18 protein-coding genes are annotated in these 18217 nt (G+C 70.7%); 10 read left to right on the forward strand and 8 right to left on the reverse strand.

Features of this window, described 5'->3' with window-relative positions; genetic code table 11:
- Positions 1–11: 11 nt before the first annotated feature.
- Both ACH4SI_RS22950 and ACH4SI_RS22955 read right to left on the reverse strand, forming a co-directional pair.
- Positions 12–551, reverse strand: a complete 540-nt coding sequence (locus tag ACH4SI_RS22950) for a hypothetical protein (protein WP_398298407.1) — start codon at positions 549–551, stop codon at positions 12–14.
- Between the two features lie 101 nt (positions 552–652).
- A complete protein-coding gene (locus tag ACH4SI_RS22955; protein ID WP_398298409.1) occupies positions 653–1867 on the reverse strand; it encodes a cysteine desulfurase-like protein in 1215 nt (404 codons plus the stop codon).
- Between the two features lie 250 nt (positions 1868–2117).
- On the opposite strand from ACH4SI_RS22955, the gene ACH4SI_RS22960 reads away from it, so the two are divergent.
- Positions 2118–3344 (forward strand): AI-2E family transporter, encoded by a 1227-nt coding sequence (locus ACH4SI_RS22960; protein WP_398298411.1) that lies wholly within the window; start codon positions 2118–2120, stop codon positions 3342–3344.
- 59 nt (positions 3345–3403) lie between these two features.
- On the opposite strand, the gene ACH4SI_RS22965 is transcribed toward ACH4SI_RS22960, so the two are convergent.
- Positions 3404–3859, reverse strand: coding sequence for a sulfite exporter TauE/SafE family protein (locus tag ACH4SI_RS22965; protein WP_398298797.1), 456 nt, complete (start codon positions 3857–3859; stop codon positions 3404–3406).
- A gap of 172 nt (positions 3860–4031) precedes the next feature.
- On the opposite strand from ACH4SI_RS22965, the gene ACH4SI_RS22970 reads away from it, so the two are divergent.
- The 3 genes from ACH4SI_RS22970 to ACH4SI_RS22980 all read left to right on the forward strand — a co-directional run bounded on the left by ACH4SI_RS22970 (position 4032) and on the right by ACH4SI_RS22980 (position 6789).
- A complete protein-coding gene (locus ACH4SI_RS22970; protein WP_398298413.1) occupies positions 4032–4481 on the forward strand; it encodes an RrF2 family transcriptional regulator in 450 nt (149 codons plus the stop codon).
- Between the two features lie 93 nt (positions 4482–4574).
- Positions 4575–5771 carry a globin domain-containing protein gene (locus tag ACH4SI_RS22975; RefSeq protein ID WP_398298415.1) on the forward strand — a complete coding sequence of 399 codons (1197 nt, stop codon included), beginning with the start codon at positions 4575–4577 and terminating at the stop codon, positions 5769–5771.
- Between the two features lie 199 nt (positions 5772–5970).
- Positions 5971–6789: a class I SAM-dependent methyltransferase gene (locus ACH4SI_RS22980; RefSeq protein ID WP_398298417.1), complete on the forward strand. Its 819-nt coding sequence runs from the start codon at positions 5971–5973 to the stop codon at positions 6787–6789.
- On the opposite strand, the gene ACH4SI_RS22985 is transcribed toward ACH4SI_RS22980, so the two are convergent.
- The 3 genes from ACH4SI_RS22985 to ACH4SI_RS22995 all read right to left on the reverse strand — a co-directional run bounded on the left by ACH4SI_RS22985 (position 6786) and on the right by ACH4SI_RS22995 (position 10281).
- Complete coding sequence (locus ACH4SI_RS22985; RefSeq protein ID WP_398298419.1) at positions 6786–8084, reverse strand: phosphatase PAP2 family protein; 1299 nt, start codon at positions 8082–8084, stop codon at positions 6786–6788. The two genes, ACH4SI_RS22980 and ACH4SI_RS22985, sit on opposite strands and share 4 nt — an antisense overlap.
- Before the next feature lie 301 nt (positions 8085–8385).
- A complete protein-coding gene (locus ACH4SI_RS22990) occupies positions 8386–9396 on the reverse strand; it encodes a methyltransferase (RefSeq protein WP_398298421.1) in 1011 nt (336 codons plus the stop codon).
- Positions 9397–9447: 51 nt separating this feature from the next.
- A complete protein-coding gene (locus ACH4SI_RS22995) occupies positions 9448–10281 on the reverse strand; it encodes a CPBP family intramembrane glutamic endopeptidase (RefSeq protein WP_398298423.1) in 834 nt (277 codons plus the stop codon).
- A gap of 302 nt (positions 10282–10583) precedes the next feature.
- On the opposite strand from ACH4SI_RS22995, the gene ACH4SI_RS23000 reads away from it, so the two are divergent.
- The 4 genes from ACH4SI_RS23000 to ACH4SI_RS23015 all read left to right on the forward strand — a co-directional run bounded on the left by ACH4SI_RS23000 (position 10584) and on the right by ACH4SI_RS23015 (position 14134).
- Positions 10584–11729, forward strand: a complete 1146-nt coding sequence (locus ACH4SI_RS23000; protein WP_398298425.1) for a sensor histidine kinase — start codon at positions 10584–10586, stop codon at positions 11727–11729.
- Between the two features lie 5 nt (positions 11730–11734).
- Positions 11735–12469 (forward strand): response regulator, encoded by a 735-nt coding sequence (locus tag ACH4SI_RS23005; RefSeq protein WP_398298427.1) that lies wholly within the window; start codon positions 11735–11737, stop codon positions 12467–12469.
- Between the two features lie 674 nt (positions 12470–13143).
- Positions 13144–13623 carry a macro domain-containing protein gene (locus ACH4SI_RS23010; protein WP_398298429.1) on the forward strand — a complete coding sequence of 160 codons (480 nt, stop codon included), beginning with the start codon at positions 13144–13146 and terminating at the stop codon, positions 13621–13623.
- Between the two features lie 37 nt (positions 13624–13660).
- On the forward strand, positions 13661–14134 hold the full coding sequence (locus ACH4SI_RS23015) for a nuclear transport factor 2 family protein (protein ID WP_398298431.1): 474 nt from the start codon (positions 13661–13663) through the stop codon (positions 14132–14134).
- A 1-nt stretch (position 14135) separates the two neighbouring features.
- Here ACH4SI_RS23015 and ACH4SI_RS23020 read toward each other — a convergent pair whose 3' ends face one another.
- Positions 14136–14309: a hypothetical protein gene (locus tag ACH4SI_RS23020; RefSeq protein WP_398298433.1), complete on the reverse strand. Its 174-nt coding sequence runs from the start codon at positions 14307–14309 to the stop codon at positions 14136–14138.
- Positions 14310–14472: 163 nt separating this feature from the next.
- Between ACH4SI_RS23020 and ACH4SI_RS23025 the strand changes: the two genes are divergently transcribed.
- Together ACH4SI_RS23025 and ACH4SI_RS23030 are read left to right on the forward strand one after the other, a co-directional pair.
- Entirely contained in the window at positions 14473–16410 is a 1938-nt protein-coding gene (locus ACH4SI_RS23025; protein WP_398298435.1) for a glycoside hydrolase family 97 catalytic domain-containing protein, read from the forward strand.
- A gap of 120 nt (positions 16411–16530) precedes the next feature.
- The gene (locus ACH4SI_RS23030; RefSeq protein ID WP_398298437.1) at positions 16531–17103 is read left to right on the forward strand and encodes a YceI family protein; all 573 of its coding nucleotides are present in this window, start codon (positions 16531–16533) and stop codon (positions 17101–17103) included.
- Between the two features lie 31 nt (positions 17104–17134).
- On the opposite strand, the gene ACH4SI_RS23035 is transcribed toward ACH4SI_RS23030, so the two are convergent.
- Entirely contained in the window at positions 17135–18193 is a 1059-nt protein-coding gene (locus ACH4SI_RS23035; protein ID WP_398298439.1) for a PHP domain-containing protein, read from the reverse strand.
- Positions 18194–18217 lie beyond the last annotated feature (24 nt).

Here is an 18217-nt window from a genome sequence, read left to right on the forward strand (position 1 = left end):
AGGGGCGGGGTCTACGCGCCGTCGGCCCAGCCGGTGGCCGCCACCAGCTCTCGCGCGATGTCCACCACCAGCCGCCCGTCGGTGGCCACGCGCAGGGCGTCCGCGGGGGCCTGCTCGTCCAGGAGGCGGGCCTTGCGGGCGCTGGCGCGCAGTTCGTGCTCCAGTTCCGAGCCGAGTTCCCGGCCCGTCAGCCGCTCCTCCGTCGTGGCGTCCGATGCGGTGAGCAGGACAGGTACGATCCGGGCGCAGGGCCTGGTGGCGCGCTCGATCATGTCGGTGGCCGCGGGCAGCACGCTCACGGTGTTCGTGTAGACGAGGCGCCGGTAACCGAGTTCGGCGTAGTTGGCCCAGAGGGCCGTCAGGTTGCGTTCGGCGATTTTCGTGCAGCGCGGATCGTCCTCGGGGGCCGGGTGCACCTGGGCCATGAAGTCTCCCTCGACGATCGCGTGGGGCACCGACGCGGCGCGCAGCTGCGCCGACACCTCCCAGCCGACCGTCGTCTTGCCGACGCCCGCACGTCCTCCTATGACCAGTACTTCGGTGTGTTCCATGGAGGGAGGGTCTCAGCTGCGGCCCGCCGGCCGCGATGCGTTATCCGGGGCGTCGGCGGGAGCGAGCGGCTTCCTGCTCGGGCCGTCGGGCCCGCCCTGGGCTACCGGCTGTCCGACGACAGGAAGTCCGACAGTCCCTCCAGCAGTCGGTCCACGTCCTCGGTGCTGGTGTAGGGGGCCAGGCCGACGCGGAGTCCGCCGGTGTCACCGAGGCCGAGCCTGCGGGAGGTCTCGATCGCGTAGAAGGATCCGGACGGCGCGTCCACGCCGCTGCGGGCCAGGTGGCGGTAGGCGTCGGTGGTGTCGCGGCCGTCGATGGTCATCAGGAGGGTGGGGGTGCGGTCCGCCGCGCGGGAGTGGACCGTGATCGGGTCGAGGGCGGCCAGCCCCTTGTCGATGCGCAGCCGCAGCGCTTCCTCGTGTTCTTCGAGGGCCGCGTACGCCGATGCCAGCCGCTCGCGGCGGCTGCCGTGCGCCCGCGGGTCCAGCCCGGCGAGGAAGTCGACGGCGGCGCGGGTCCCGGCGAGGAATTCGTACGGCAGGGTGCCCAGCTCGAACCGCTCGGGGATAACGTTGGTGGAGGGCAGCAGCTTGTCGGGGTGCAGGGTCTCCAGGAGTTCGGGGCGGCTCGCCAGGACGCCGAGATGGGGGCCGAGGAACTTGTACGGGGAGCAGGCGAAGAAGTCCGCTCCGAGCAGGTCGAGGTCGACGAGGGAGTGGGCGGTGTGGTGCACGCCGTCGACGTACAGCAGCGCCCCGGCGCCGTGGACGCGCCGGGCGATCTCCGGTATCGCCGGGCGGGTGCCGATGAGGTTCGAGGCGGCGGTGACGGCGACCAGCCGGGTGCGCTCGCTCAGGACGGCGCTGATGTCGTCGGGGGTCAGCTCGCCCGTGGCCGGGTCGAAGTCGGCCCAGCGCACGGTGGCCCCGGCCCGGTCCGCGGCCTGGACCCAGGGGCGGATGTTGGAGTCGTGGTCCAGGCGGGTGACCACGACCTCGTCGCCCGGCGACCACGTCTTGGCGAGCGTACGGGAGAAGTCGTAGGCCAGTTGGGTGGCACTGCGGCCGAAGACGACCGCGGTGGGGTCCGCGCCGAGCAGATCGGCCATCGCCTGCCGGGCCGCGGCGACGATCGCCTCGGCGTTGCGCTCCCCCGCGGTGTTCTGTCCCCGGTTGGCCAGCGGGTGCGCCAGTGCGTCGGTGATGGCCTCGATGACGGGTACGGGGGTCTGCGTACCGCCGGGACCGTCGAAGTGGGCCGAACCGGCCGTCAGGGCGGGAAACTGCGCGCGGATGGCGGTGATGTCGTACGTCACGGCAACTCCTTGCTGCGGTGCGGAGGCGGTCGGCGGTGAGGCACCGTGGTGATCGATTATGGAGTTCGCCGGGGCTGTGGGGAACAGCGCCTGCCGCGGTCGGCTTCGCCGAGCGGAGGCGTGATCAGGCGCGCGCCCGGCCACCCTGATTGAATCATCACATCAGGCACATATCGGGAAGAGCGGTCATCCCGTCCCGCCGCGCGGGACCGGGGCGCGGGGCCGGGTCGCGAAGGGCGGTGGCACCGGCGTGAGCAGCGGGTCTCTCCCTCCGCCGGAGCGGGCACAGAGGCGGGAGGGCAGGCGGCGTCCGGGTATCCGGCGCGGCCGGTGGGCGCGGTACGCGGCGGTCGGCCGCCGTCCGCGCCAGGGCGCGGGGGCCTCGGCGCGGACGCGTGCGGGGCGCGGGGCGGGTGGCGCGGGCGGGGCGGGCGATCGGGTGCATCCCGGGCTGCGGCTGGCCGCGGCGTACGCGTGGCGGCTACTGGCCGTCGGGGCGGCGGTCTATCTGACGTTCACCGTACTGGGGCGCTTTCAGCTGGTGGCGGTCGCGGTGTTCCTGGCGCTGGTGGGCACGGCGCTGCTGCGGCCGCTGGCCGATGTGCTGGCGCGCAGACTGCCCCGGCCGCTCGCGGTGGCGCTGGCGGTGTTCGGGAGCCTGCTGGCGGTTTTGGGGCTGCTGGCGCTGGTGGGCAGCGCGGCGGCAGGTGAGGCGGGTCGGCTCGTGGGCGAGTTCCGCGGCGGCATCGGCCGCATCACCCAATGGCTGGAGGGACCGCCGTTCCACATCCGGCACCGCACGCTGACCGGGCTGCACGACAGGATCAGCTCGTTCGTCTCGACCCATCGCGCCACGCTCATCAGCAGGGCGCTCAGCAGCGCGGGCCGGGTCGTGGAGGCGCTGACGGCGGCGGTGCTGGCGCTGTTCTGCTCGCTGTTCTTCGTGCATTCCGGCGACGGGATGTGGCGGTGGTTCCGCGAGCAGCTCCCGGAGGCGGCCCGTTCACGGTGGGACCGGGCGGGGCGGGCGGCCTGGGGCACCTTCGCCGGGTACACCCGGGGCATCATCCTGGTGGCGGCGGCCAACGCGACTCTGGTCGGCCTGGCCCTGTTGCTGCTGCGGGTGCCGCTGGCGCTGCCGTTGACCCTGCTGGTCTTCTTCGCCACCTTCATCCCGCTGATCGGTTCGCCGATCGCGCTGGCCGTGGCCACGGTGGTGGCCCTGGCGGGGCGGGGACCGGTCATCGCGGCGGTGGTGCTCGTGCTCATCGTCGTGGTCGGGCAGGTCGAGGGGCATGTGCTGCATCCGCTGGTGATGAGCTGGGCGGTGCGGCTGCACCCGGTGGTGGTGGCGATCTCGGTGATCGCCGGAAGCATCGTGGCGGGGGTGGTCGGGGCGATCGTGGCCGTGCCCATGGTGTCGGTGGCCTGGTCCGTGACCCGCGCGCTGCGCGACCCTCCCACGGGTCACCGCTAGAAAGCGTCAGGAGGCCTCACGTACGGTCCGGGCCAGAATCCGCAGGCCCTCGTCGACGCTCAGAAGTAGCTGCGCAGCAGTCCCTCGGAGCCGCGGGTCGCGAGCAGCAGTGCGAGGATCACCACGCCCGAGGCGGCGGCGAGGTATCCGCCGTAGAGGGCCACGGCGAACATGCCGATGACGGACAGCCAGGTCACGTCGCCGCCCGCCGTGGGCTGGAGGGTGGTGGCCGTGGCCTGCCGGCGTCCGAGGATGAGCAGGGAGGCACTGCCGACGAGGAAGGGCACAACGCGTTCGAATACTCCGGGCGGGGTCAGCAGGAGCAGTACGACACCCACCGCACTGCCTGCCGCACAGGCCACACCGATCCGTAACGCCGCGTCGAACTGTCCGGTGAGCTCCCGCCGCGAACTGGGCACCACGGCGATGTTGCCGACCGCCGGCAAGACGGTGTTGGTGACGTTCGCGGTGGTCGGTGGAAGCCCCGCGGCCAGCAGCGCCGGGTAGGAAAACAGTGAGGCGAGTCCCGCACCGTCCCGGCCAGCCCCGCGGCCATCCCGGCGAGTGCCAGCAAGGTGGCCCGTACGTACGCATCCGGCATCGGCCCCGGCCGCTGCGTCAGCCGGACCGGCGGTCCTGCGGCCTCAATAAATTGCACCTGAGATTCGTATTATCTAAGATGGCGTCATGCGGCTGACGAAATCAACCGACCTGGCTCTCCGCGCCATCATGCGACTGGCGGTCACCGGAGCCGAGCCGTGCACCGCGCGGCAGATCGCCGGGGAGATGCGGGTGCAGTACAGCCACTTGGCGAAGGTCGCCGCCCGGCTGCAGCACCTCGGCCTCATCGAGACGCGGCGGGGGCGCGGCGGCGGGCTGGTGCTCACGGAGACCGGCCGCACCGCGTCGGTCGGCCAACTGGTCCGGGAGCTCGAAGGGGTCGGCGAGGTGGTCGACTGCGAAGGCGACACCCCGTGTCCGCTCCGGCAGGGCTGCCGACTGCGGATGGCGCTGCGGCAGGCACAAGAGGCGTTCTTCTCCTCGCTCGACCCGCTGACGGTCACTGATCTGGTCGGCTCCCCCACCGGGCCCGTCCTGCTCGGGCTGGTGGGACGAGCTCCGGTGGCGGACCGGTGACCGGGCCCCGCCGCGCCGGTGTGCCGACGCTCGCCGCGCCGGGTTTTTTCGCGCTATTAAATACGAATGCTACGTACCATTTAGGAGCCGGTGATGCTCTCCCAGAAGTCCGCTGACACCGTCCGCGCCACCCTCCCCGCCGTCGGTGCGGCCATCGGGTCCATCACCGATCTGTTCTACCGGAAGCTCTTCGAGGCCCACCCGGAGCTGCTGCGGCACATGTTCAACCGGGGGAACCAGGCCGCGGGCGTCCAGCGGCAGGCCCTCGCAGGTGCCGTGGCCGCGTTCGCCACCGCCCTGGTGGAGCGCCCCGATGTCCGCCCCGACGCGATGCTGAGCCGGATCGCGCACAAGCACGCCTCGCTCGGGGTGAGCCCCGCCCAGTACCCGCTCGTGCACCGCCACCTGTCGGCCGCGATCGCGGACGTCCTCGGTGACGCGGTCACCGAGGAGGTCGCCGCCGCCTGGGACGAGGTCTACTGGCTGATGGCAGGCGCCCTCATCGAGATCGAGCGGCGGCTCTACGCCGAGCAGGGGGTGCTGGCGGGCGGGACCTGGCGGCCCTGGGAGGTGGCCGAGCGGATCCAGGAGACCGCGGACGTCGTCACCTTTCGGCTGCGGCCCGCGGACGGCCGCCCGGCACCGGCCTTCAAGGCGGGCCAGTACGTCTCGGTCCAGGTCGAACTGGCCGACGGGGCGCGCCAGATCCGCCAGTACAGCCTGACCAACCCGCCCGGCGCGACGGTGCGCTCCATCACCGTCAAGCATGTGCGCGGCGGCACGGGGCCGGACGGCGAGGTCTCGGGGCATCTGCACGAGCACCTCCGGGAGGGCGATGTGATCAGCGTGTCCGCCCCGTACGGCGACCTCGTGCTCGACGCCAGGGACGCACCGCTGCTGCTGGCGTCGGCCGGTATCGGCTGCACACCGATCGTCGCGATGCTGGGGGATCTGGTCGACCGGGGGCACCAGGCCCCGGTCATCACGGTCCACGCCGACCGCTCTCCCGCCGACCACGCGCTGCGCGCGGATCAGGAGCGGCTGGTCACCAAGCTCGCCCAGGGTTCCGCACACGTCTGGTACGAACGGCCGGAGGACGACTGGCCGGCCGAGCGCACCGGCCTGGTGGACCTGTCCGGCGTCGAGATCCCCGAGGGCGTCCGGGCCTATCTCTGCGGGCCGCTGGGGTTCATGCGGTCGGTGCGCGCCCAGTTGCTGGAGCACGGTGTGCGACCGTCGGACATCCACTACGAGGTCTTCGGCCCCGATATGTGGCTCGCGCAGAGCTGACTCCGGCTCGCCCGACCGCCGATTTCAGCCGTCCCCGGCAGCCGCCGGGCACGGATTTCGGCGTGAAAGACACGAATGGCCCAGGGCGCGGTCGCCTCGATCCGGGTACTCGTGGGACGGTACGCATCACGGATTACCTTCCATTCCGGATGAATCGCCGGAAATGGCCGTCGGCATCCCCGCATTCGACCGAGGAACCATGGATCGCGAAAAGATCACTCTCAGCGGTACGCAGGAGACGATGCTCGCCACGCTGTACGGCCGGGCGGTGGACAGCCGCTCACCGCACTCCGTCCTGGGCGATCACACGGCCCAGGAGGCGGTGGAGCGCGTCGCCTACGACTTCGGCAAGACCGGCATGACGGAGACCACCGCGGTCGGCATCGCGCTCCGGGCCAAACAGCTCGACGACTGGACCTCCGCGTTCCTGGCCGAGCACCAGAAGGCGACCGTGCTGCACCTGGCGTGCGGACTGGACACCCGGGTCCACCGGCTCGACCCCTCGTCGTCGGTGCGCTGGCTGGACGTCGACTACCCCGACGTCATCGAGCTGCGCCGGCAGCTCCTCCCCCGGCCGTCGGGGAACTACGAGATGATCGCCTCCTCGGTGACCGAGGAGGCGTGGCTTTGCGAGGTGCCAGACGACCGGCCGACCGTGGCCGTCTTCGAGGGACTGACGATGTATCTGCGCAAGGAGGAGGGCAAGCGCCTCATCCAGCGGATCACCGACCGGTTCCCCGGCGGCCAACTGCTCTTCGACGTCTACGGGTCACTCGGCATCCGCCTCCAGAAGATGGTCCCGGCGGTCCGCAACGCGGGCGCGACGCTGCACTGGGGCCTGGACGACCCGCGTGAGATCGAGGGCTGGCACGACGGACTGACCCTGATGGACGCGGTCCGCAGCGTCGACATGCCGGGCATGGAGGCGATGCCCACCTCGGGCAGGGTGAGCATGAAGGTGATGGCACATCTGCCCGGCTTCAAGGACGTGGGCCGCATTCTGCGCTACCGCTTCTAGGCGAGTTCGGGCTGCGGTTCCAGCGCCGGTGCCTGCGCGACTTTCGGTTCCCACAGGCTGGTGGTCCGCATGTAGCCGTAGATGACCGAGGCCATCGCCAGAAGGAGAAGCGGTCCGAACACCCATGGATGCCTGGCCATCTCCATCGGCAGATAGCGATAGGACACCAGGAGCGCGGTGAAAACCGTTGTGCCGTAGGCGACCAGCTGGATTCCCGACCGGCCCCAGCCACGTGCGAGCGAGCGCAGCGCTGCCTCTATCGTGAGCGCGAACACCACACCGGCGATGAGATCCACGCCGTAGTGGTAGCCGAATCCCAGGGTTGCGGAAAGCGTGGCGATCAGCCAGAACGCGCCCGCGAATCGCAGAATCCGCGGCCCCTTGCGGGAATGGATGAAAATCGCGGTGGCCCATGCCGTGTGCAGGCTGGGCATGCAGTTGCGGGGGGTGGCGTCGTCGTACGAGACCGGGTGCGGGGGGTTGAACGGCGGTAGCGTGTGCGGCCACAGGTTGGCGATCGCCCAGTGCTCGCCGCCGGTGCCGAAGGCTCCGGTGCCGTAGGCGAAGACCGGTCCGACCACCGGGAAGATCATGTAGATGGCCGGCCCGAGGAGCCCGATGGCCAGAAAGGTGGGCACCAGATGGTGCCCCGGGAAGCGGCGCTCGACCGCCACGTTGCGCAGCTGGTACAGCGCGACGATGACCGCGGCCACCGGTAGCTGAATGTAGACGTAGTCGAGAACGTGGGCGGGGACCGGGCCGGCGGCCGCGACGACCCGCCCCACCAGCCACGACGGATTGCCCAGCGCGTGGTCGGCGATCGCCAGGTACTGGTCGAGCACCACCGGGCGGGTCTTCGCCGTGATGAGGAGCCAGGTATCGCCGGCCTTACGGCCGGCCACCAGCACCAGGCCCAGCCCTACGCCCTTCAGCAGCAGGACGCGCTCCCGGCCCGTGCGGCGCGTGACAGCGATGACCGCATAGCCCAAAATCACCCACAACGCGCCGTTACCGAAGGGGTGACCTTCGGTCACCTTCAGGTCGAGCGCCCACCGCACCAGAAAGAAGACGATATCGATACCGATCGCGACGCCAGCGGCGATGAACCGCTCCCGCCAGGTGAGCACCACCATCATCAAGGCCATGCCGCCGTACAGCAGGGGGCCCGATTTGGGGGCAATTATCACCTCTTGCGCCTGGCTGGTGATCGGCCCCGGCAGGCCGTAGCGACGCGCCGCGACCTCCAGCGCGACGAGAAACACGAGGAGCGCCACACCCGCCGCGACCCACAGCATCACCCGTGGTTGACGCCACGTGGCGAACGCCTTTCGGTAACTTGTTCGCGAAAACACCCGCGATGCTTTAGGTATCAATTGGTCAGCCGATTTGTTAGATATTGGTTGAGTAAGTCACTGTTGGCGCCGAATGGCATGGCTTTCCGTGAAGGGCGGGCGATGGGGGCGCTCGTCGTGAGTTTGATCATTCTATCGGAGCAGCGCGGGTGTCCAGTGTCAGCGCCCACGGTCGCCCCGATCCGCCCGGGGCGAAGGACCCGCGCCCGGCCGCCACGGCCGCACCGCACCCGGCGCCGGGGCGCTATTTGATGCCGACCAGCATGGAATAGCCGCCCATCAGGGCTTCGATCCGGGTGCTGCCGAATCCCGCCTCCGCCATCCAGGACCGTCCTTCGGCCACGGTGTATTCGCATCCGGCGACGGACTCGATCAGCATGTTCAGGCTTGCCAGCAGGCCGAACGCGTTGTGCCGCCGCTCGTCGTCGATGATCGCGTCGTAGATCAGCACCGCTCCCCCGTCGGGCAGGGCGTCGTACGCCTTCTTCAGCAGCAGCCGCTTCTCGTCCAGGCCCCAGCCGTGCAGGATCTGGCCCAGCACGATGACATCGGCGGTGGGCAGTTCGTCCGCGAAGAAGTCGCCGCCGTGGAAGGTGAGCCGGTCGGTGAGGCCGAAGGACGCCACGTAGTCGTCGAATACCGGGCGCACCCGGGGCAGTTCGTAGACACCGCCGCTGATGTGGGGGTGGCGCTGGGCCACCGCCACCGGGACGCAGCCCAGGGCGCCGCCGACGTCGAGCACCGTCCGGTAGCCGTCCCAGGGGAATTTCTCGGCTATCACCCGCGCCATTCCCATGCTGAGCCCAGTCATGCCGTGCAGGAATCGTTCGAGGCCGGCCTGGTCGTGGTAGATGGCGTCGTAGACGTCTCCGCCGTGCTTCTGTTCGTTCTGTGGCTTTCCGGTGCGCAACGCCTCGGTGAGCGACCCCCAGAACGGATAGAGACGGCTGTTCGCCATCTCCAGGACTCCGCCGACGTAGGCGTCCTTCTGCCGGTCGAGAAACGCGTCGGCGCTCGGGCTGTTGCGATACTCCCTCCCCGCTCTCTCCAGGAATCCCAGGGCGACCAGCGCGTCCAGGAAGTCCGCCGCGCTTCGCGGATGCAGACCCAGCGTCTCCGCCAGCTCACCGCCCTCGCAAGGGCCTTTGCCAAGCCGGGTGAAGACATCCAGCTCCACGGCGGTGAGCAGGGTTTTGGACGCCATGTAGCCGAGCCCCACCTCCAGGATGGGCTTCGGGCTGATCTCGTGCGACATGAAGTTCCTCGCCGTTGTTCCGGAATGAGCACACACGGCACTCGACCGCGGTCATTGCGGACTTTCGTACGCTACCGCGCAGTTGGGGCGGCAAGCGATCCACAGGCTGAGCCCGGCCAGGGGGATCGTGCTCAGCAGGGTGACGGCGACCGTGCCGAGACCGCCGCCCCCACTGCCGAGCACCTGGCCGGTGAGCAGGAAGAGGACCATGTTGTTGCCCGCGTGGGCCAGGCTCGCGACCCAGACCGTGCCACTGCGCACGAACAGCCAGGCGAGAATGACCTCCTGACACTGGAAGCAGAGGGTCCACACCAGCAGTCCCAGCAAGAGCCGGGGGAATTCGACATAGCCGATGAAGGCAAGCGGATAGTGCCAGGACGCCCAGACGAGCCCGGTGACAATCGACGACGGCGCCATTCTGCCGCCGAACAGCCGCGGTCGGAGATAGCTGGTCCAGCCGAACTCCTCACCCCAGTACAGCGGGGTGAGGAGGGGAAGGGCGAGCATCAGGGCGAGCACCGCCGCCCAGCCCGGGACACCGTCCACGATCTCGTCCAGCGGGGCGAGGTCCGGGCGCCACAGGCCCAGTGCGGCCGCGAGAGCCATGGTCACGGCGGCGATTGCCAACGGCCCGAACCAGGCGAGGAGATAGTAGCGCCAGGCCGTCTTCAGCCGGAGCCGGAGCCCCGCGTCGGCGAATCCCTCCCGGGTGACCCAGCGCCGTACGATGAACGCCGCCATGGCCGGGACACAGAAACCCGGAAGCTGCAGCAGCGGATGCAACGCGGACAAGCCCATGACCCGGTGCGCCACGAACAGCCACAGCCAGGTTCCGGCGAAGGACAGGGCGAGGAACACCGCGACCCCTCTGGTTTTCGGTGACATCAACACACATGCCTTTCATGAGTACTGACGGTTCGGCGCCGAAGAACGCCACGGATGAAGGTGCGGACAAAACTGCCGTCCGGCGGCGTGGGACGCATCGCTGCCACGAGGGAAATCCGCATCCCCCGGTATCGCCGGCGGAGCTGGCTCTTTCGGGGGAGGCAGGGCGCGGCGGGGCGCCGGTACTCTTCGGCCCCATGCGCCAACTGATGCGCCCACTTTTCGATGGCGCCACTTATCGGAGCTGGGCTTACCTACTTCTCGGAGCGGCACTGAGTGTGCCGCCGCTGGTGGTGGCGGTTGTGTCAGCACCGCCCGGGTGGCCGCTTCCCGGCCGTATCGCGGGCTTCACGCTCGCGCTCGTCGTCGTGATCGCCGGCATGGGTGTTCCGCGCGCGGCGCGCGGCTGGTGCGTCACGCTGGCCAACCGGCTGCTGGGCACCGAACTGCCCGTTCCGGCCGCCGCGTCGCCCCGGTCCCGGTGGCCCGACCGGGTGCGTACGGCGGTCTGGCTGGTGCCGCATGCGGCGGTGGGCGTGACGGCGACGGCTGCGACCGGGGCGCTGGTGTTCGCCGCGGTCATCTTTCCGGCCGTATGGCTGGATGGCGGAGGCCGGATCGCCGTCCTCTGGAGCCATGTCACCGTGACTGCGGGCGTGGCGGGAACGTGGAGCCTCCTCATCCCCGTTTTGTGTCTGCTGCTGGCCGCGTACGTGACCGCGGCCGCCGCCATGGGACTCCGGCTGCTGGCTCCGGTCCTGCTCGACCACCGGCCCGCCGAGCGGGCGGCCGCCGCCGAGGAGCGGGCGCGCCTGCTGGCCGGGCGCAACCGGCTGGCTCAGGAGCTGCACGACTCCATCGGGCATACGCTGACGGCCTCCACCATCCAGGCGGCGGTGGCCGGCGAACTGCTGGAGCGCGATCCGGTGGCGGCGCGGCGTGCCCTGACCAGCATCGAGGAGACGACCCGTGCGGCGATGGACGACCTCGACCACGTCCTCGGCGCCCTGCGGGAGCAGCAGGCGCCCACGGCTCCCGCGCGTACCCTCGCCGACTTCGGCGCGCTGGTGGAGTCGGTGCGGCAGGCGGGAGCGTTGCTGGAGGTGACCAGCGAGGGCAGCCTGGACCGCGTCCCGGCGACCGTGTCGCGCGAGGCGTACCGCATCGTCCAGGAGGGGCTGACCAACGCGCTGCGGCACGGCGCGAAGGCGGGCATCACGCTGCGGGTCACCGCCCGGGACGGGCTGCTGGAGCTGGAACTCGTCAACCTGGTGGGCGGCGCGGCGCGCTTCCGCCGGGGCGGGCGGCCGCGTCACGGGCTGGACGGGATCGCCGACCGGGTGCGGCTGCTGAACGGCGAGGTGTCGGCCGGTCCGGCGGACGACGCCGAGGGCGGGCGGGCGCGGTGGCGGCTGGTGGCGCGACTGCCGCTGGGGCCCGTGCGATGACCGCGATGAACGCTGCCGGGACGCCGGACGGGGCGGCCGCTGCACGCCGTACGGTGCGCGTGCTCATCGTGGACGACGAGGAACTCACGCGCACCGGACTGCGGACGCTGGTGTCCGCGAAGCCCGATCTCACTGTGGTCGGCGAGGCCACCGACGGGTGCGAAGTACTGGCGCTGGTGGACGAGTTGTGCCCCGATGTGGTGCTGATGGACGTGCGGATGCCCACTGTCAACGGGATCGAGGCCACGCGGCGGCTGAGGGCCGCGTCGGCGGAGCCGCCGAAGGTCATCGTGATCACCACCTTCGAGAACGACGAGTACGTCTACGACGCCTTGGAGGCCGGTGCCAGCGGATTCATCCGCAAGCGGGCCCCAGCCCAGCAGATCGCCCATGCCATCCGGCTGGTGGCCAGTGGGGATTCGGTCCTCTTCCCCGAGGCCGTCGCCCGGCTGACCACCGGGCGTCCGGTGCGGCGGGAGTCCGCGGCACGGGCGGCAACGCTCACCCGCCGGGAGGCGGAGATCCTCCAGCTGATGGCGGAGGGGCTGACGAACCAGCAGATCGCGGCGGTGCTGACGGTGAGCCTGGAGACCGTCAAGACGCATGTGGGCAATGTGCTGACCAAGCTGGGCGCCGGGAATCGGACCCAGGCGGTGATTCTGGCCTTCGAAGCAGGACTCGCGCCCCGAAGGCAAGAAAGGGCTTGTGCCATCAAGTCGCCTACGTCGCACGGGCCTTGACACCACTGATGACAGCGCTTCTACGGCGTGATGACTTTCGGACGACGATCCCTCAGACCCGGTGGGCGGCCGCTCGGCCTGCTCACGGCCGCCGCCCTCGGCGCCGCCGCCACCCTCACGGCGCTCCCCGCCCCCGCATCCGCCTCCGCTCCGGCACGGACTGGGCCGACTGTGACCGAAGGGCTCGGGCGCGAAGAACCGCCCCATCACGATCGGGCGTTACGGACCGGGCCCAAGCCCCGGATCGGCGGCGACACCGCGGGCAACGCCTCGGGCGTGCGCTTCAAAGCGGATGGGACCGGTCCAAGAAGACCGGGGGCATCGTATTCGACACCACTGTGCCCGACATCACGGCGCCGCCCGCCGCTCCGACCGTGCTGCACGATGTGCGGGTGCAGAACTCCACGGTGCGCAACACCCGGCGGCACCGCGTACGGCTGCAACACGATGGACCAACGTCCGCGGCGCGGTGGTGGACCGCAATGTGGTCGACCAGGCGGGAACGTCGGGCATCGAGGCGTACTACGCGGACGACGTGGTGATCCAGCGCCGTCAACCCGGCCGTGTCGGGCCCGTACGGCACCCCCCTCTACCGCGGCGCACCCGACATCGGCGCGATCGAGGGCCCGCGTTAATCGCTGTCGATTGTCAGTGGTGCCTCGTACCGTGAGGACATGGCGGAGATCGAGTACGTCCGGGGGGACGCCACCGCGCCTCACGGCAAGGGAGTGAAGATCCTCGCCCATGTCTGCAACGACCTGGGCGGCTGGGGGAAAGGCTTCGTGCTGGGGCTGTCGCGGCGCTGGCCGGAGCCCGAGGCGGCGTACCGCCGATGGCACCGTGAGCGGGCGCGCAACGACTTCGGGCTGGGCGCGGTGCAGTTCGTCCGGGTGGGCCCGTATCTGTGGGTCGCGAACATGATCGGTCAGCGCGGGATGCGCCGTGGCAGCAAGGGGGTTCCCGTGCGGTACGAGGCGATCGACACGGCCCTCGGCTCACTCGCGGCCAAGGCCGCCGAGGCCGGTGCGTCGGTGCATATGCCGCGCATCGGCTGCGGGTTGGCGGGCGGCCGGTGGTCGCGGGTCGAGCCGCTGATAGAGCGGCGGCTGACGGCGCGGGGCATATCGGTCACGGTGTACGACCATGCCGGCTGAGCCGGCATCGGCCCCGGGCTGCGGACAGGAGGCGGAGATGGAGACCGGGACACTCGATCCGATGGAGCGGCTGATCGCCGAGCGGGCCTGTGAGCGTCTGATCGTGGAGTTTCTGCGGCGGCTCGATCTGGGGGAACCCGGCACGGTGGCGGAGTTGTTCACCCCCGAGGGGATATGGGAGTGGCCCGCCGGCGATCGTCTGGTGCGGGGACGGGATGCGCTGCGGGAGTATTTCGCCTCGCGGCCGGCCGATCGGCTGTCGCGTCGGGTGTGTTCGAACATCCTGGTCACCGTGGACTCCACGGCGACGGCCCGCGCGACGTCGTATTTCGCGACGTACCGGGTCGACGGCTATCGCGGGGGCATCGTTCCGCCGCGGCCGCCGGTCAATGTGGGGCACTACGAGGACAGGTTCCGCCGGGTGGAGGGGCGGTGGCTGCTGGCCTCGCGGACCACGCATCTGGCCTTCGGCGGGGAGACGGAGCGGCTCGGGGGCGCGGAGCGGGACTGAGTCAGCCGTCCTCCGCGTCCGCGCCGCAGCGCGCGCAGCGGTCGAAGAGGGCGGTGTCCTGGATGGCGCCGCATGCGGCGCAGACGCGGTCCAGCCAACAGGCGGCTTCCCCGCCTTCGGATTCAGCGGGGGCGGGTACCGAGGGCCGGCTCGGCTCCGTGTCGTTGTCGCTCATCGTCGGTGTCTCTCCCGGGCCGTTGAGTGGGTCTATCCAGGGTCCCACGGGGCGGATACATCGGATCTGTGTCGTGCATCGGCGCATTCATAGGGCGTTATTCGGTCTCGACTCTCCACAGTTATCGGATGACTCGGTAACGTGTCCGCCTCGGGAGGCAAACATGGAGAGATCTGTCAGACGCTCCACCCTGGTCCTTCTCCTCTGCGGCGCACTGGCCATGACGCTGTTCGTCACGGGCCCGGCGCGGGCGAAGGGGCAGGCGAAGGACTCCGCGTGGACGGTGAGCGGTCCCTTGCCGAACGGGCGAGCGCCCCACTCGGAGGGCTCCGGTCCGCTCGCCCGGTTACGGCTCGACCGGGCCTCGGGCGCGCTGACGCTTCAGGTGTCCCGAGCCGGTCGTACGGTGGTCGAGCCCTCGGCCCTGGGCATCGTCACCGAGCGGGCGGACCTGTCGCACGGGCTGCGGTTCCTGGGCCGCAGCGACCGTACGGTGGCCGGGCAGTACCGGTCCACGGTCGGCAAGGAGCGCTCGCGCGCGTTCCGCATGACCGAGGCGCGCTTCCGGTTCCGGGGCAGCGGCGGCGCCCGGCTGGACGTGCTGGTGCGGGTGTCCGGCGACGGCGTCGCCTATCGCTACGTCCTGCCGTCCGGCAGCGGTGATGTGCTGGGCGAGACCTCGGCGTTCACGCTGCCGGCGGACGCGGACGCGTGGCTCGGCACGTACCGTAAGGACAACGAGAACCTGTTCAAGCAGTACACCGCGGCGACGGCGCCCGCCGGTGAGTACATGGCGCAGGCCCTGTTCGGGACGGGCGGCGTCTACACCCTGATCGCCGAGTCGGACCTCACCGGCCGCTACTCCGCCGCCCGCCTGGTCCACGAGGAGGGCCGCCCGACATACCGCATCGGGCTGTGGGACCAGCGGGTCGAGTCCGACGGCCCGCTCAGCACCCCGTGGCGCGCGATGGTCGTCGGCGATCTGGCGACCGTCACCGAGTCCACCTTCACCGACGATCTGGCTCCGGCCTCGAAGGTCGCCGACACCTCGTGGATCCGGCCGGGGCCCGCGCTGTGGACCTGGCTCGCGGGCGGGCGTCCGGCCGGGCAGAGCCTGTCGATGCAGAAGGGATACGTGGACTACGCGGCACGCCGTGGCTGGCCGTATGTGGTGGTGGACGCGGGCTGGTACTTCGACCCGGAGCAGTGGGACGTCACCGACCCCGACTGGCAGCGCAACAGCTGGATCCCGGAGCTGGTCCGGTACGCCCGGGAGCGGAAGGTCGGCATCCAGGTCTGGATCCACCATCGCGATCTGGACACCGCGGAGGAGCGCGAGCAGTGGCTGCCGACCCTGGAGAAGTGGGGGGTGAAGGGGGTGAAGATCGACTTCATGGACTCCGAATCCCAGGAGACGCTGCGCTGGTACGACGAGATCGTTCCGGCCACCGCCGCCCACCATCTGCTCGTCAACTTCCACGGCTCGACCATCCCCAAGGGCATCCAGCGCACCTGGCCGCAGGTGATGTCGATGGAGGGCGTCAACGGCGAGGAGAAGCGGGTGAACACCCCGGAGCATCTGGCGACGCTTCCCTTCACCCGCAACGTCATCGGCTCGATGGACTTCACCCCGGGCGCCTTCCAGCGGGCCGAGCGCCCCAACGCGGCCTCGGACGCGGGCGAGCTGGGCCTGTCGGTGCTGTACGAGTCGGGGATCCAGAACCTGGCGGGCACCCCGGAGTCGTACGACGCCCGTCCGCAGGCCCGTCGCTTCCTGGAGCAGATACCCACCTCCTGGGACCGCACCCGGCTGCTGGCCGGGCGGCCCGGCGAGAGCGCGGTGGTCGCCCGCGCGAAGGGAGGGCGCTGGTTCATCGGCGGCATCTTCACCGGTGAGGCGCACACCGCCGCCGTACCGTTGCGGCTGGGCCAGGGGAAGTGGCTGGTCGATCTCGTCCGCGACGGAGCGGACGGCCTGGTGCGCGAGCCGCGGGTGGTGCGCGGCGGGGACACCGTGTCCGTCCCGGTGGTGAAGGACGGCGGCTTCGCCGCCATCGCCTGCCGCTGGCGCCCCGGCCTCACCAGCTGCGGCCGGTCCTGACGCACAAGCCGTGCCCCGCGTCGGATCCGGCGCGGGGCACGGCGCGGAGCGGCGGATTCCGCGCGTCTGACGCATGATCGTTCCAGGGCGACCGAGCGGATCACACGTCAGGAAGCGGATATGGCGATCACCAGATGGTTCTTCGAGCCCGGCCACACGGCCGCCGAATTCAAGGCCAGGCACATGATGGTCACGTACGTGCGGGGACAGTTCAAGAATATTGAGGGCTCGATCGAGGTGGATCCGGACAAGCCGGAGGACGCCCGGATCGAGGCGACCATCGACGCGACGCAGGTGTACACCGGGCAGCCGCAGCGGGACGACCATCTGCGCAGCGCGGACTTCTTCGATGCCGAACACCATCCGACGTGGACGTTCACCGGCACGGGCGTCACCCAGCTGAGCGAAACCGAGTTCGAGGTCGCGGGCGATCTCACGGTGCGCGGTGTCACCCGCCGGGTGCCGCTCCATGTGACCTATCTGGGGCAGTGGAACACGCCCTGGTGGGAGGGTGACCGGGACCTGGGGCCGCGGCGGCGGGCGGGCTTCCTCGCTACGGGCCGGGTCAACCGGCAGGACTTCGGGGTGTCCTGGAACGACACGGTGGACCGGGGCGGAGTCGTGGTGAGCGACATGATCGACATCACCGTCGACGTCGAGGCCGTTCTCGATCCCACGGGCGGGCGCTCCTGAGCCGCTCAGAGGCTAGGGGGCGTCCGGCCGGTCAGCCGGTGCGGGCCCGGCGACCCGGCGGCTTGCGGGTGCGGGTCCACTCCCCCAGTTGCCGGGCCGTCCAGGTGTTGATGACGCGTTCCTTCGGCACGCCGCATTCCACCGCCCGGGTGCATCCGTTGAGCTGCCAATCGAGCTGGCCAGGCGCATGGGCGTCGGTGTCGACCGAGAAGAACGTCCCCGCCCGGACCGCCTCCCGGAGCAGGCGGCGCGGCGGATCCAGCCGCTCCGGACGGCAGTTGATCTCCACGGCGGTGCCCGACTCCACGCAGGCGGCGAAGACCTCGGCGGCGTCGAACGCCGACTCGGGCCGCTTGCCGCCCAGCAGCCGCCCCGTGCAGTGCCCCAGCACATCGACGTGCGGATCGCTGACCGCGGCCACCATCCGGCGGGTCATCGGGCGCGCGTCCATCCGCAGCTTGGAGTGGACGGAGGCCACCACCAGGTCCAGCCGTTCCAGCAGCTCGGGCTCCTGGTCGAGCGAGCCGTCGGCCAGGATGTCGACCTCGATCCCGGTCAGCAGCCGGAACGGGGACAGCGTCTCGTTGAGCGCAGCCACCACGTCCAGCTGCTCGCGCAGCCGGTCCGCCGAGAGCCCCCGGGCGACGGTGAGCCGCGGGGAATGGTCCGTCAGCACGGCCCAGTCATGGCCCAGCCGGGCGGCGGTACGGGCCATCAGCTCGATCGGGGAGCCGCCGTCCGACCAGTCCGAATGCAGATGGCAGTCGCCGCGCAGCGCGGCCCGCAGCTCGTCCGCGGCGGCGTCGGGCGGCCGATCCTCTCCGGGGCCGCCCTCTCCTGAACTGGCTGCGAGCTTCCGCAGATAGCCGGGCACCTCGCCCCTGAGCGCCTCCTTGACCACCTGTGAGGTCTTGGGCCCGAGGCCCTTGAGCGAGGCGAGCGTGCCCGCCGCCGCCCGTCGCTCCACCTCTTCCGGGGGCAGTTCGGCGAGCACCGCCTGCGCGGTACGGAAGGCGCGCACGCGGTACGTCGGTGCCTGCTCGCGCTCCAGCAGGAACGCGATCCGGTCCAGCGCCGTCAGCGGGTCCACCCGCGGCCTCCTTCCTCCCGCACG

It is taken from the genome of Streptomyces sp. NPDC021212 (genome assembly GCF_044332925.1).
In the GTDB taxonomy this organism is placed as follows: Bacteria; Actinomycetota; Actinomycetes; order Streptomycetales; family Streptomycetaceae; genus Streptomyces.